The 14,745-nt window shown below is 35.2% G+C and carries 12 protein-coding genes; 11 read left to right on the forward strand and 1 reads right to left on the reverse strand.

Going from position 1 to position 14,745, the window contains the following annotated elements:
* Positions 1–37: 37 nt before the first annotated feature.
* The 9 genes from ACZZZI_RS02150 (at position 38) to asnS (ending at position 10,347) form a co-directional block, all read left to right on the forward strand.
* Positions 38–877 (forward strand): MBL fold metallo-hydrolase, encoded by an 840-nt coding sequence (locus tag ACZZZI_RS02150; RefSeq protein ID WP_316760998.1) that lies wholly within the window; start codon positions 38–40, stop codon positions 875–877.
* Positions 878–879: 2 nt separating this feature from the next.
* The gene (locus tag ACZZZI_RS02155; protein ID WP_316760996.1) at positions 880–1,446 is read left to right on the forward strand and encodes a GNAT family N-acetyltransferase; all 567 of its coding nucleotides are present in this window, start codon (positions 880–882) and stop codon (positions 1,444–1,446) included.
* Positions 1,447–1,524: 78 nt separating this feature from the next.
* The gene (locus ACZZZI_RS02160) at positions 1,525–1,884 is read left to right on the forward strand and encodes a hypothetical protein (RefSeq protein WP_316760994.1); all 360 of its coding nucleotides are present in this window, start codon (positions 1,525–1,527) and stop codon (positions 1,882–1,884) included.
* 311 nt (positions 1,885–2,195) lie between these two features.
* A complete protein-coding gene (locus tag ACZZZI_RS02165) occupies positions 2,196–2,723 on the forward strand; it encodes a ferritin (RefSeq protein WP_316760993.1) in 528 nt (175 codons plus the stop codon).
* 437 nt (positions 2,724–3,160) lie between these two features.
* Entirely contained in the window at positions 3,161–4,609 is a 1,449-nt protein-coding gene (locus tag ACZZZI_RS02170) for a circularly permuted type 2 ATP-grasp protein (protein ID WP_463488478.1), read from the forward strand.
* A 9-nt stretch (positions 4,610–4,618) separates the two neighbouring features.
* Complete coding sequence (locus tag ACZZZI_RS02175) at positions 4,619–5,554, forward strand: alpha-E domain-containing protein (RefSeq protein ID WP_316760990.1); 936 nt, start codon at positions 4,619–4,621, stop codon at positions 5,552–5,554.
* A gap of 53 nt (positions 5,555–5,607) precedes the next feature.
* Complete coding sequence (locus ACZZZI_RS02180) at positions 5,608–6,594, forward strand: transglutaminase family protein (RefSeq protein ID WP_316760988.1); 987 nt, start codon at positions 5,608–5,610, stop codon at positions 6,592–6,594.
* A gap of 544 nt (positions 6,595–7,138) precedes the next feature.
* Positions 7,139–8,785, forward strand: a complete 1,647-nt coding sequence (locus tag ACZZZI_RS02185) for a M28 family metallopeptidase (protein WP_463488479.1) — start codon at positions 7,139–7,141, stop codon at positions 8,783–8,785.
* 113 nt (positions 8,786–8,898) lie between these two features.
* The gene (gene asnS, locus ACZZZI_RS02190) at positions 8,899–10,347 is read left to right on the forward strand and encodes an asparagine--tRNA ligase (RefSeq protein WP_316760986.1); all 1,449 of its coding nucleotides are present in this window, start codon (positions 8,899–8,901) and stop codon (positions 10,345–10,347) included.
* A 176-nt stretch (positions 10,348–10,523) separates the two neighbouring features.
* Here asnS and ACZZZI_RS02195 read toward each other — a convergent pair whose 3' ends face one another.
* The gene (locus ACZZZI_RS02195; RefSeq protein ID WP_316760985.1) at positions 10,524–12,185 is read right to left on the reverse strand and encodes an FMN-binding glutamate synthase family protein; all 1,662 of its coding nucleotides are present in this window, start codon (positions 12,183–12,185) and stop codon (positions 10,524–10,526) included.
* Positions 12,186–12,268: 83 nt separating this feature from the next.
* Between ACZZZI_RS02195 and ACZZZI_RS02200 the strand changes: the two genes are divergently transcribed.
* Both ACZZZI_RS02200 and nhaA read left to right on the forward strand, forming a co-directional pair.
* Positions 12,269–12,889, forward strand: coding sequence for an L-threonylcarbamoyladenylate synthase (locus ACZZZI_RS02200; protein ID WP_316760984.1), 621 nt, complete (start codon positions 12,269–12,271; stop codon positions 12,887–12,889).
* An 82-nt stretch (positions 12,890–12,971) separates the two neighbouring features.
* Entirely contained in the window at positions 12,972–14,123 is a 1,152-nt protein-coding gene (gene nhaA, locus ACZZZI_RS02205) for a Na+/H+ antiporter NhaA (RefSeq protein ID WP_316760983.1), read from the forward strand.
* Positions 14,124–14,745: the final 622 nt, after the last annotated feature.

The raw sequence follows: 14,745 nt of genomic DNA on the forward strand, positions 1-14,745 counted from the left end.
ATCAGTATACCGATAAGAAATACTTAACAACAATAGGATGAAACTACATACCATAAATACTGGACTTTTTAAATTAGATGGCGGCGCAATGTTTGGTGTCGTACCAAAAGCAATTTGGCAAAAAACAAATCCTGCAGATACAAACAACCTTTGTACCTGGGCTATGCGATGCCTTTTAATTGAAGACGGTAATCAACTCTCTTTAATTGATACTGGAATTGGAAATAAACAGAATGACAAGTTTTTCAGTCATTATTACTTGCATGGCGATGACACTTTATCACAATCTTTAGCCGCATTAGGTTTTAGCACATCTGATATTACGGATGTGTTTCTAACCCACTTGCATTTCGACCATGTAGGCGGTGCGATCATTAATGAAGGCGAAAAACTCATTCCTGCATTTAAAAACGCGACTTACTGGAGTAATGAAAAACATTGGCAATGGGCTATTGAACCAAACGCAAGAGAAAAAGCCTCATTCTTGAAAGAAAATATTTTGCCAATTCAAGAAAGCGGACAACTAAAATTTATTGAAGAAAAAGATAATGTAGAATGGAAAAAAGACATCAAAATTAGTTTTGCTTACGGGCATACCGATGCGATGATGCTTCCAAAAATTAATTACAAAGGTAAAACCATTGTTTACATGGCCGATTTACTTCCATCAGTTGGGCACCTACCCCTACCTTACGTTATGGCTTATGATATGTTTCCATTAAAAACGCTTACCGAAAAACAGGCATTTTTAGAAGAAGCTGTAGATAATGGCTATGTTTTATATCTGGAACACGATCCCGTTAACGAGTGTTGCACTTTACAAAGAACAGAAAAAGGCATTCGTGTATTAGAAACTTTTAATCTAAGTGATATTTAATAATGATTCGCGAAGCAAAAATTAGTGATGCAAAAACTGTAGCCCGTTTAATTATTCAGGCGATGGGCGAACTGGCTTACAAATTTAGCAATACCAGTGATCATAATGCTACAATAAAACTTTTTGAACATTTCTTTAAAGAAACCAATAATCAGTATAGTTTTGAAAACACATTAGTTTACGTTAATGATAACAATGAAGTATTGGGTTCTTTAAATGCTTATGATGGCGCAAAGCTGATAGAACTCAGAACTAATTTTTTAGATTACCTCTCCACTCATCATGGGTTAAATAATTTTAATCCAGAACCAGAAACACAAGCGGGCGAATTTTATCTCGACACAATTAGTGTTAGCCCAGCCGCTCAAGGCAAAGGCATCGGTAAACAATTAATTGATGCAGGAATTAAATTAGCAGAAGAATTAGGCCACACTCAAGTGGGTTTACTGGTAGAAGTTGATAATTATAAAGCTTTAAAACTTTATCAAAACAAAGGTTTCGAGATTAAAGACGAAAAAAAATTTATCGGAGGAAGTTATTATCATATGGTTTATCAAATCTTGGCGTAAATCTTTAGAATGTCATATCAGGAATTTATTTACACTTTTATTTGTATTTAATCTAAATAATACCAATTTTTGTGTCCGATGGAAAAAGCGTGTATAGATATTAACGAACTCATTAGTGTATTTTCAAATGCTCAAGGCTCTATTTATCAATCGGATAAATTAAACTGCTTTTATGTTGATTTCGGCGGCAAATTTGCACGCTACAATTGCTTATCCCTTCAAAAATTAAAAAAAGTTGTAGAGCAAATAGACATTGAATCTCTTCTTTTAAATACCCATAAAGCCGATTTCGAATTGGTTACATTTAATGGCTGCGAGCACATCTACTTACTAAGTGCTTTAGAAATTGTTGCTTTAAAAGATTTATTACAGGGCACCTTTACCATGTTTAAACTAAATCATTTGATTAACGATTGCCTTTACAGACTGGTTTATTAATTAGTTTTTTCTTTTTCGTGATGTTTGTTTTTTTTAGTTTACCAACTAATTAAAGCAAAAAAACTTTCACTTTTTACCGAAATCAACGCCTATCTTCCTAACTTACAATGAGTATCCGTTTCGCGTTACTTTGTAGATCACCAGTAGTTTATTCTCCATCTTACATTTCTCCAACCTCATCTTCTTGTCATTATTTAAACTCATTACAAATAGCTAACCATCAGCAATTTAGACTAATTTCATATTGCAAATAATTTATATATCTAAACAAATACATGGTACATTTGTATTGTTATTAAAGCACAGAAATTATGAAAGATTTAATGCGTATTAAATGTTTAATATCTCAGGATATCGAAACACTTTTAAATCAGCAAATTAAAAAAGAAGCTCACTCTTCATCACTATATTTATCAATGTCATCTTGGTGTGACCAAAACGGATTCGATTTTTCAGCAGATTATTTTGCAAAGCAATCTGAGGAAGAAAGAATGCACCAGTTAAAATTGTTTAAATATGTGTTAGACATGGGTGGTAATGCTATTTCTCCAGAAGTTACAGGCATTAAAACAGACTTCGCAGGATTTAGAGAAGTTTTTGAAGATGCATTGGAAGCAGAAATTGCAATTACTCAAAGTTTTAAAAACTTAGCTGCTAAATGCCATAAAGAACAAGATTTCGTTACTATGGAATTCTTGAACTGGTTCTTAAAAGAGCAACGTGAAGAAGAATACAAAGCTCGTCGTGCGCTAGAATTATTTGATGTTATCGGAGAAGAAGGTACAGGAAGATGGGAAATTGACAAACACGTTAATAAAATCACTTACTCAGAACAATAACTAACAAAACATAAATTGTAAAGCTATCTCGATGCAAATTGAGGTAGCTTTTTTGTTTTTAAGATTTCCAGCCAAAAATAGTATAAAAAAAAGCTTCTCTGTTATGGAGAAGCTTTTTGGTTTAGTTTAGGTTGTTTGGTTTATGTTGATTATGAATAAGTCTTTAAATTTTGTAAAAAAAGCGCCGTTACCAGCGCTTTTTTTAAACCAAATATATAATAATAATTAACGAGCATTACAAATGTACGAACATTTGTGATATTATCAAGAAAAAAATATAAATATTTAGTTTATTTTAATAGGAAAACGATAATTACATAATTATCAGTTCAAAAAACTACACAAAACGAAATAAAAACTTATTTATTTTAATTTTTTATTTAAAAAACTAGATATTTTCTTTTCAAAACCATACTTTAAGGAAATAATTAGATAAAATGATAGAAAATTTTATAAAAAACTACTTAAATCATCCAAACACTTACGATGAAATGTTTTTAATTGGTGATAATTATAGAAATCACTATTCAAATTTCATTAATAATTTCTCAAAAGAATCGCTCGACAATCTGAACAAAAAAGAAGAACTGGCTAAAAAACTGTTCATGAGCCAGGGTATTACCTTTACCGTGTATGATAGTGGAGAAGGAATAGAGAAAATTTTCCCTTTTGATATTATACCACGCATTATTACTTCAAGCGAATGGTCTTTTATAGAAAAAGGAATTAAACAGCGCTTAAAAGCTTTAAATCTTTTCCTTAAAGATGTTTACAGCAATCAATTTATTTTAAAAGATAAAATTGTTCCGATTAATGTAATTTATTCGTGCCCGCACTTTTTACGGGAGATGCATAATGTAAACGTATTACATGATATATACATCCATATTGCAGGGATAGATTTAATTCGCGACCATGATGGCACCTTTTATGTTCTGGAAGATAACCTGCGCACCCCATCGGGCGTAAGTTATATGCTCGAAAACCGAGAGATTACCAAGCGGCTCTTTCCCGATCTTATTCCGCAATGTGGCGTAAGAAGTGTAACCGAGTACCCATCAATTTTATATAAAAACTTGGTAGCGCTTTCACCCAGAGCCGTTTCCAATCCAACAATTGTAATGTTAAGCCCTGGGATGTACAACTCTGCTTATTACGAACATACAACGCTAGCCAGACTAATGGGTGTAGAACTAGTTGAAGGAAGAGATTTAGTAGTTAAAAATCTAAAAGTATTTATGAAAACAACTACTGGACTACAACAAATCGATGTAATTTATCGCCGCGTTGATGATGACTACTTGGATCCATTAGTTTTTAACCCAAATAGCGTTTTAGGTGTTGCAGGATTAATGGGCGCTTATAGAAAAGGAAATGTAGCTATTGTAAACGCGGTTGGAAATGGCGTTGCTGATGATAAGGCCGTTTACACTTACGTTCCAGATATGATTAAATATTATCTAAACGAAGAACCAATATTAAAAAACGTACCTACTTATCAATTAAGCAATCGCGATGAACTTGAATACGTTTTTGAAAACATTAACAAAATGGTTATCAAAAAAACCAATGGCAGTGGTGGTTATGGAATGCTGATGGGACACGCCGCCGATGAAAAAGAAACAGAAGAATATAAAAAAGAGATATTAAAAGATCCAAGAAATTTTATAGCTCAACCAACCATCAGCCTTTCTTCTGCCCCATGTTTTATAAACGGAAAGCTTTCACCAAGAAGAATCGACCTCCGCCCTTTTGCTTTAAATGGCCCTGATGGGATATCGATCGTTCCTGGAGGATTAACCAGAGTTGCCTTAAAAGAAGGTTCGCTTGTGGTAAACAGCTCGCAAGGCGGCGGCAGTAAAGATACATGGGTTTTAACTTCTTAGAATACGAATATGTTAAGTAGAGTAGCATCGAGCTTATATTGGTTAAGCAGATATGTAGAGCGTAGCGATGGTATGTTGCGCATGTTAAAAATAAATTATGCCTCATCTCAAGATACCATTCAGGAATTTACCTGGAAACCCGTAATACGGATTTTTTCTTCTGATGATGAAAATGAATTGCTAAACATTCAGCACGATAGTCGTGCTGTTATCGAATATCTTTTATTAAACAGAGATAACCCGAATTCAATTTTAAACATTATAACCCTGGCCCGCGAAAATGCTAGAAGTGTACAAGAACACATTCCGAAAGATTTATGGCAATGTTTAAACGAATACTACCACACCGTTAAAGACGAAAAACTATTGTGGTATGTACAGAAAGACGATCCAATTACGGCATTAGATATTTTAATTAAACAAGTTATGCTTTATCATGGCACAGCAGATAGCGCAATGGAACGCGGTGAAAGCCGCAGCTTTATGAAAATAGGCAAACACCTGGAGCGAAGCATTCAATCGGTAGATATATTGGATATTAAGTTTAGTTCGATTAGCACCAATCCCGATTTGTTAACAGACATTGCCTATTGGAAACATTTACTCCTCTCTTTAGGCGGCTACGAATTATATTTAAAAACTTATCGCCAGGGTTTTGATGCAAAAAACATAATCGAATTAGTTATGCTTAATAACGATTTCCCTCGTTCGGCCCTTTACTCCATGAATAATATAGAACGTTATTTTGGGCGTCTGAAGAGCGAAAACAACATCGAACATTACAATAATTTATCGTTTAAAATTGGCCGCCTGCGAAGCATGATTACCTACAGTTCGGTAAATACAATGGGCGAATCGCAATTGCATGATTATTTAACCCAGATTAGAGCCGAGCTTTTCGGCATAGGTAACTCTTTAAATGAATATTACTTTGCAAATTCATAGTAAATTAATCATCTCGATTAGTCCAAATATAAATCGAATAAACGAAAGCATTTATGCCAATTTTCAAAATTAAACACATTACCAACTACAAATACGAATTGCCTGTTAGAGACAGTGCAAATCAAATTATCTTATTCCCGATAAAAGACGATTTTCAAAAAGTAGTACAACATGATTTAAATATCTCTGGAAGCCCAGAAATTGAAATTTTTATAGATTATTATGGGAATGAGGTTGGTACTTTTACCCAAAATGAACCCCATAATCAATTAAAAATATTTTCGAAAGTAAGCGTAGAAACTTTTCCTAAATTATTGCCACAAGATGATATGTTTAGCAGCGAACAATGGCATAGTTTAGATGCAATTAAATATGAAGTTCCTTATATCGATTACCTGCGCCAAGAGGCTTTCGAAGGCATGGCACAGCTCAAAGAAACGGCATTAAGTATAAAAAGCGATGACGACACACCATATCAAACGGCTATTAAATACTGTGCATACGTTTTCAACTCTTTCGAATATATAAAAGGAATAACGGCTGTAGATACCACAATCGAAGAAATCATGAAGCTGAAAGCTGGCGTTTGTCAGGATTTTGCTCATGTACTTACAGCCATGTTGCGATTAACAGGAATCCCCGCAAGATATGTAAGTGGCTACATTTGTCCGAACAGAGATGGTATGCGTGGCGAAGGGGCAACACACGCCTGGGCCGAAGCATATTTACCAGAATATGGCTGGTTAGGCTTAGATCCCACAAATAATTGTATCGCCAACGAAAACCATGTTCGTTTAGCCGTTGGGCGAAATTTTGCCGATTGCTCTCCTGTTAAAGGCGTTTACAAAGGTGGCTTTGAACACATCATGGAGGTTAATGTTTCGGTGGGTTATAACGATGAAGATTTTAATGATAACGAAAATTACTTTCAGCCTAAAGAAGTTAATTACCCAAAACCATCTGCAACGATAACAGCCAGTAGAAAACAGAATAGTTACCAGCAATATATGGAGGCAATTCAGCAGCAACAACAACAGTAGATTGCTTAATTCTTAATTTTAGTCCTTAATCTGCGATTATAATTTAAAAATGGATTTGAAAACGAATGCAAAACACATTTGGCAATTTCAGTCCTGCTATCACCTATAGCCGCACCCAAAAAAATGGGATGCGGGCTATTTGGCTCTATCAGGTTTATAATACTTTGGCTGGTAAAACTATTAAAATTAGGATTGCGTTATGCTAGATTAATCCATCATCATTTTCAAAAACTTTAAAGGTTTTCGGTACAACCCAGATTTTCAAAGGTGATTTTTTCAAATCAAAAAGATATTGGATTTTACGGTTAGCAGCAGAATTGCCAAATAGCCCCGACATTAGCGGAAATACTTTTGGCAGCACAAACTTCTCAATTTCTCTAAACCATTAACCAAAAGATTGCAGCATTGGCGGGACTGAAGTAACCCAAGCAGCACAAATATTGCGCTTCTTAATATTTAAAAAAGCATTCTTTTTCCCTGAATAAAAATATGAGAGAAATGATTTTAAATTTTATTTCATACTTTTCTTTTTTAATAAATTACTATGAAAACTTTAAACACCTGCTTTACTGCTTTAGTAGCCCTTTCGGCATTACCAGCTTGTAAGCAAAAAGATGAGTCGACAAAATTGGGCAACATTGAGGCTCAAACTATTAAATCGCACATTGCTGTACTGGCTAACGACTCGCTGCAAGGGCGTCGTCCTTTTACAGTTGGCGAAACCAAAACGGTTAATTACATTTCTGCTGAACTAAAAAAAGTTGGTGTTGAACCAGGCAACGGTGACAGTTATATTCAAAAAGTACCAATGGTTGAGGTGACTTCTACCCCATCGACCACGATGGAAATTTCGGGCAAAAACGGAAAATTTAGCTTAAAGGCTGTTGAAGATTTTGTTGCCTTTACCCGACGAGAACAAGACACCATTCAACTTAAAAATTCGCCATTGGTATTTGCAGGCTATGGTATTGTAGCGCCAGAATTTAAATGGAACGATTATAAAAACCTCGATGTTAAAGGGAAAACAGTTGTAGTTTTAATCAGCGACCCAGGCTTTAAATCAAAAGATAAAACGGTTTTCAGAGGCGATACCATGACTTATTATGGGCGCTGGACTTACAAATTTGAAGAAGCAACAAGGCAAGGTGCCACAGGAATTATTATTATACACCAAACAGAACCAGCAAGTTACGGCTGGTCGGTTGTTACAAACAGTAATACAGGTGCTCGTTTATATCTGCAAGACAAAGACAAACATAGATCGAGATGTAAATTAGAAGGTTGGATGACAGAAAACGCAGCTACAAAATTATTGGCAAACGCTGGAATAACTGGCGATATTCGCGAATACGCTCGTAAGAAAGATTTTAAAGCGGTAGAATTAAAACAATCTGTTACAGTTGGCCTAAGTAATAAATTTAAATACTCAACATCTCAAAACGTAATCGGCAGAATTAAAGGCACCAAACGACCTGACGAAACGATAATTTACACCGCTCACTGGGATCATTTAGGTATTGGACCAAAGGTAAACGGCGATTCGATTTATAATGGTGCTGTAGATAATGCAAGCGGCGTTGCAGCGATGCTGGCTATTGCCAAAGCTTTTCAGGATAAGAAAGAAAAACCAGAGCGTTCTATAATTTTTCTTGCGGTTACAGGAGAAGAGCAAGGCTTATTAGGCTCAGAATATTATGCGCTAAACCCAATTTATGCTTTAAATAAAACGGTAGCCAATTTAAATATGGATGCTTTGGGTTTTTATGGCGAAACGAAAGATATATCGCTTAAAGGAAAAGGCCAGAATGAAATTGAAGACTATATTGTTAACGTACTTACTGAAAATAATTTAGTAGCTGTTGGCGATACGCGTCCTAGTGCTGGAAGTTACTACCGATCAGATCATTTTAATTTCGCTAAAGTTGGCGTGCCAGCGATTGATTTGGTAAATGGATTTGATAGTAAGGAGTATGGCGCTAAATGGGGACAAGAACAAAGGCTTAGCTATAATGAGAAACAATACCATCAACCATCAGATGAGTACTCCGAACAAATTAATGTAGGTGGTTTTACCCAAATTGCTAATATTTTATTTTCGGTAGGTTTTAAATTAAGTAATGAAACTACCTTTCCAGGATGGAAAAATGGCTCGGAATTTAAGGCCGCAAGAGATGAATCGATGGAGAAATAACTTTTTAACATTTGCAATGAAACAGGCTCCTGCAAAAAACTGGAAACTGATAAGAGGAAACTGTTAACCGATACATTTTTTTTCCTAAATTTGCGGCTTTTACAAATAACAATATGATTAAGAGACAGCAAATTAAAGATTTATTAAAATCGACTGCATTTGGCACAGAAGTAACGGTTATGGGATGGGTTAGAACTTTCCGAAATAATCAGTTTATCGCTTTAAATGATGGAAGTTGCATGAGCAACATCCAGGTAGTTATCGATTTTAATAATTTACCCGATGAGCTGTTAAAAAGAATTACCACTGGTGCTGCTATTTCTGCTACAGGAAACCTAATCGAATCGTTAGGAAAAGGCCAAACAGTAGAAATTAAAGCTACTTCAGTAGAAATTTTAGGCGATAGCGATCCTGAAAAGTTTCCTTTGCAACCTAAAAAACACAGTTTAGAGTTTCTACGTGAAATTGCACACCTGCGTTTCCGTACCAATACATTTAATGCAGTTTTTAAGGTTCGTCATGCATTAGCATTTGCCATTCATCAATTTTATAACGAACGTGGCTTTGTTTATATGCATACTCCAGTAATTACCGCAAGTGATGCCGAAGGTGCTGGTGAGATGTTTAAAGTAACTACTTTAGATTTCGACAACACGCCTCGTACAGAGGATGGAAAAGTTGATTTCTCTCAGGATTTCTTCGCCCGTGCTACCAACTTAACGGTTTCTGGTCAGTTAGAAGGCGAATTAGCAGCAATGGCTTTCGGACAGATTTACACATTCGGCCCCACATTCAGAGCGGAAAACTCGAATACTACCCGTCACTTAGCCGAGTTCTGGATGATTGAACCTGAAGTTGCCTTTGCAGACTTAGAAGATAACATGCAGCTTGCAGAAGATATGATGAAGTATGTAATTAAATATGCTTTAGATAACTGTAAGGATGAACTAGAATTTTTAAATACACGTTTAGCAGAAGAAGATAAACAAAAACCACAAAACGAACGCAGTGAGTTTTCTTTATTAGAGAAATTAGATTTCTGTTTAACAAATGATTTTGAGCGCTTAACTTATACAGAGGCAATCAAAATTTTAAAATCTTCTAAACCAAATCAGAAAAAACAATTTAAATATTTAATTGATGAGTGGGGCGCTGATTTGCAAAGTGAACACGAGCGTTATTTAGTTGAAAAACACTTTAAAAAACCAGTAATCTTAACCGATTATCCTGCAGATATTAAATCTTTCTACATGCGTCAGAATGAACCAGATGCTGAAGGCAGAAAAACGGTAGCAGCGATGGATATTTTATTCCCTGGTATCGGTGAAATGATTGGTGGCTCACAACGTGAAGAACGTTTAGATAAATTGGTTAATAGAATGAATCAGTTAGATATATCTACAGAAGAACTAGACTGGTATTTGGATACACGTCGCTTTGGTTCTGCTCCACATTCAGGCTTTGGATTAGGCTTTGAACGTTTGGTGTTATTTGTTACAGGTATGACTAACATCCGTGATGTAATTGCTTTCCCTCGTTTCCCTAAAAATGCAGAGTTTTAATTTAAGATTTAAATTAAAAGAATAAAGACGAGAGCGAAAGTCTAACAATACAAAAAAGCCTGTTGAAATAATATTCAACAGGCTTTTTATATTTTGAAAGTCCCGAAAGGAAAGACACCAAACAGCGTGATCTTTTAATTCAAAACTTCTATTTCAAGATTTTTTATTGTTTAAACTTAATGCCCTTCATCATGCATGGTATCGCCGTATGGGTTTGCATGAGCATAATCAACAGCCGAAACTTTATAATCTGTAGGTGCAAAACTTTCGGCATTACTTAGTGCCATTCCTAACTCAAAACGCGATGGATAAGGTGTTTTAAGTAAACTACCTGCAGGAATATATGGAAAACTTTCGAGGTAAGACTGCATTAAACTCGGACTAACCCTTCTATTAATATAAGCACGACTTAACTGTTGAGGCTCTCTTAAACCAGCAGCACCAAGTAATTCTACAGCACTTGCAACCGTTAAGTTGTGGAAATTTTTAACACGCACTGTTTTATCTTCTACAACTAAACCTTTCATTAAGCTCTGATCTTGTGTAGCTACGCCTGTAGGGCACGTATTACTGTTACATTCTAATGCCTGAATACAGCCCAACGCGAACATCATTCCACGGGCGGCATTACACATATCTGCACCTAAAGCTATATTTTTAACTAAATCGAAACCTGTAGCAACTTTTCCCGAAGCAATAATTTTAATGTTTTTCTTTAGATCGAAACCTGTTAAAACATCATAAACAAAGGCAACACCTTCACGCAAAGGCATACCAACCGAATTAGAAAATTCTTGTGGGGCAGCTCCTGTTCCGCCTTCGCCCCCATCTACAGTAATAAAGTCAGGGTGAATTCCAGTTGATATCATCGCTTTACAAATGGCATAAAATTCACTCTTGCGACCTATACAAAGTTTAAAGCCAACAGGTTTTCCACCCGATAAATCTCTTAGCTTTTTTACAAACTGCAGTAAACCAATTGGTGTATTAAATGCGGAATGTGCAGGTGGCGACAAAACATCTTTACCTTCTGGCACCAAACGAATTCTGGCAACTTCTGCCGTAACTTTTTTGGCTGGCAACATCCCTCCATGACCTGGTTTTGCTCCCTGAGATAATTTAATTTCAATCATCTTAACCTGATCAGTTTTTGCTCTATCAGCGTAAGCTTCAAAATTAAAGGTTCCATCGTTATTTCGACAGCCGAAATAACCCGTTCCAATTTGCCAGATTAAATCACCTCCAGGCTTACGATGATAATCACTTATCCCACCCTCGCCAGTGTTATGAGCGAAATTGCCCATTTTTGCACCACCGTTTAAAGCCAAAATAGCATTCTGACTCAGCGAGCCAAAACTCATCGCCGATATGTTATAAATACTGGCTGCATAAGGCTTGGTGCATTCAGGCCCGCCAACCAAAACACGAGGATCTAAGTTTAATTCATGATGTGAAATTGCCGCAATACTATGGCTTAGCCACTCATATCCGTTATCGTAAACATTTAATTGTGTTCCAAAAGGAATCGTATCATTATCTTTCTTTGCTCGTTGATAAATTAAAGAACGATTTAAGCGGTTATATGGCGTACCGTTAGTATCACTTTCTACAAAGTATTGATAAACCTTCGGACGCAATTCTTCCATAAAGTATCTTAAACGACCAAAAACTGGATAATTACGTACAATACTATGTTTAGGTTGATATAAATCGTAAATGCCTAATATTACAAATGGGCCAGTAAAAAGGAAAGTCCACCATAAAAATGGCTGGTAAACGCCCAACATAATGGTTAGGGCAACTAAAAATGCGGCAATTGCGACGAAAGCTTTTCTCATAAAATTAGATTAGCGTATGTTTTGTTTCTACAAAGATTAGTATTATTAAACAACTGACACCATTAAATTGTTATTTTTACGCTATGCTTATTAAGATTTATCCAGAGAACCCAAATGAAAAGGCCATAGAGCAAGTGGTTGACGTGTTAAAAAAAGGTGGTTTAATTATTTACCCAACCGACACAGTTTATGGTTTGGGTTGCGATATCACCAACCCAAAAGCAATAGAAAAAATTGCTAGAATACGCGGAATAAAACCTGAAAAAGCAAATTTTTCATTCGTTTGTCATGATTTAAGTCATATCTCAGATTATATTAAGCCTATCGACAATACAACATTCAGGGTTTTAAAAAAAGCATTACCTGGTCCATTTACCTTTATTTTTAACGCGAATAATAATGTACCTAAACTGTTAAGCTCTAATAAAAAAACAGTCGGTATTCGTGTTCCAGATAATAACATTGCTCGATGTATTGTAAAAGAATTAGGGAATCCAATTATTTCTGCTTCCATAAAAGATGATGATGAACTTATTGAATATTCAACTGATCCTGAATTAATACATGAAAAATACGAAGACCTGGTTGATTTGGTAATCGATGGTGGTTTTGGCGATAACGAAGCATCTACCGTTATCGATTGCACAAATGGCGAATTTGAGATTATTCGTGAAGGCAAAGGCGATATCGAAGATTTCTTATAATATTACCCTCATTAAAAACGCATAAAGCTATTTACACCTTTTTTCACTATCTAATACCTCTATTTTTGGTATTTTTACCGCTATGGCAAAACTCATTAATCTCGAAGTGTTTCAACGTTTCTTCAAATCTGGCCAAGTTGGTGGTTTTTTATTATTGCTTTGCGTTGCCATTTCTCTATTAATAGCGAATACGGCCTCAAAAGAAAGTTTCGAAGCCTTTTTGGAAGTCAAACTTGGATTTGGAGCCGTTAATTATAGCATTCTAGCTTGGATTAACGATGCCTTAATGGCAATATTCTTTCTACTTGTTGGTTTAGAAATTAAACGTGAACTGGTAGAAGGCGAACTATCTTCTGTTAAAAGCGCAGCACTTCCAGTTATTGCGGCATTGGGCGGTATGCTTGTTCCTGCTTTAATTTATTTCCTGTTTAATGTTGGAACAGAAACTGGTTCAGGTTGGGGAATCCCGATGGCTACTGATATTGCTTTTGCACTGGCAATCATTGCAATGCTAGGTAAAAACGTACCCACAAGTTTAAAGATATTTTTGGCTGCTCTTGCTATCGTTGACGATTTAGGTGCCATTTTGGTTATCGCCATATTTTATACGAGTCAAATTCATTTCGAATATTTAGCAATGGCCGCAGGCATTTTGGCCTTATTAATACTATTGAATTACTTTGGTGTAAAGAATCTCGTTTTTTATTTAATCCCAGGTGTTTTTCTTTGGTATTTTATTCACCATTCGGGCATACATGCAACTATTGCGGGTGTACTACTTGCTTTTACGATCCCAACCAACGAAACGGATGTTTTGTCACCTTTAGAAAAATTAGAACACTTTTTAACTACTCCAGTTAATTATCTGATCATGCCGATTTTTGCACTCGCAAATACTAATATCACTTTCCAAAAAGAAATGATTTCAGGTTTGGTATCACCTTTAGGTTTAGGGATTATTTTAGGCTTATTTGCAGGAAAAACCATTGGGGTAACATTTTTCAGTTGGCTAGCTGTTAAACTGAAATGGGCTGAACTGCCATCTGGCGCAGGCTGGAAACACATTTTGGGTTTAGGTATGATAGCAGGAATCGGCTTCACCATGTCAATTTTTATTTCACTGCTTTCGTTTAGTGATGAATTGCATATTTCGGAAGCCAAGTTTGCAATATTAACGGCATCAATTATTTCGGGCTTAGTGGGTTTTGTATTTTTGAAAAGGATAAAATCATAGTAAATTGGAAAGAAAACTAAGCTTAGTTAATTAAACCCGATTAAAACGGAAAGCCTTTTAAAATTGAATTACCATCCGTTTGCCAAGAGGTAGCTTCCCCATTTCTCGAAATCAGGTTTGTATGGAAAAACCACTATTTTAAAAGCTTGCAGTAAAAAGCGGGACTACCTTAACCGATGAGCACTAATTTTGCTTTTCAAAAAAATATAACCATTAAGAAATAATAAGCCAAACAATCTATATGATCTTAAATGTCTATATGGTTAGAATAATTTCAAAAAAATATCACCATTAAGAAATAATTACCAAAACAACCTATATGTTCTTAAATGTCTATATGGCTAGAATAATTTTAAAAAAACCATTAAGAAATAATAAGCGAAACAACCTATATGATCTTAAATGTCTATATGGCTAGAATAATTTCAAAAAAATATAACCATTAAGAAATAATAAGCCAAACAACCTATATGATCTTAAATGTCTATATGGCTAGAATAATTTCGAAAAAATATAACCATTAAGAAATAATAAGCGAAACAACCTATATGTTCTTAAATATCTATATGGCTAAAATAATTTCAAAAAAATAACCACATAAGAAATATAAATTTCAAATAAG

It is taken from the genome of Pedobacter sp. AC190, from assembly GCF_979258025.1.

Coding starts and splice junctions, on each gene's coding strand:
- ACZZZI_RS02150 (WP_316760998.1), top strand. CDS start 38: ATGAAACTACATACCATAAATACTGGACTTTTTAAATTAGATGGCGGC.
- ACZZZI_RS02155 (WP_316760996.1), top strand. CDS start 880: ATGATTCGCGAAGCAAAAATTAGTGATGCAAAAACTGTAGCCCGTTTA.
- ACZZZI_RS02160 (WP_316760994.1), top strand. CDS start 1,525: ATGGAAAAAGCGTGTATAGATATTAACGAACTCATTAGTGTATTTTCA.
- ACZZZI_RS02165 (WP_316760993.1), top strand. CDS start 2,196: ATGAAAGATTTAATGCGTATTAAATGTTTAATATCTCAGGATATCGAA.
- ACZZZI_RS02170 (WP_463488478.1), top strand. CDS start 3,161: ATGATAGAAAATTTTATAAAAAACTACTTAAATCATCCAAACACTTAC.
- ACZZZI_RS02175 (WP_316760990.1), top strand. CDS start 4,619: ATGTTAAGTAGAGTAGCATCGAGCTTATATTGGTTAAGCAGATATGTA.
- ACZZZI_RS02180 (WP_316760988.1), top strand. CDS start 5,608: ATGCCAATTTTCAAAATTAAACACATTACCAACTACAAATACGAATTG.
- ACZZZI_RS02185 (WP_463488479.1), top strand. CDS start 7,139: ATGAAAACTTTAAACACCTGCTTTACTGCTTTAGTAGCCCTTTCGGCA.
- asnS (WP_316760986.1), top strand. CDS start 8,899: ATGATTAAGAGACAGCAAATTAAAGATTTATTAAAATCGACTGCATTT.
- ACZZZI_RS02195 (WP_316760985.1), bottom strand. CDS start 12,185: ATGAGAAAAGCTTTCGTCGCAATTGCCGCATTTTTAGTTGCCCTAACC.
- ACZZZI_RS02200 (WP_316760984.1), top strand. CDS start 12,269: ATGCTTATTAAGATTTATCCAGAGAACCCAAATGAAAAGGCCATAGAG.
- nhaA (WP_316760983.1), top strand. CDS start 12,972: ATGGCAAAACTCATTAATCTCGAAGTGTTTCAACGTTTCTTCAAATCT.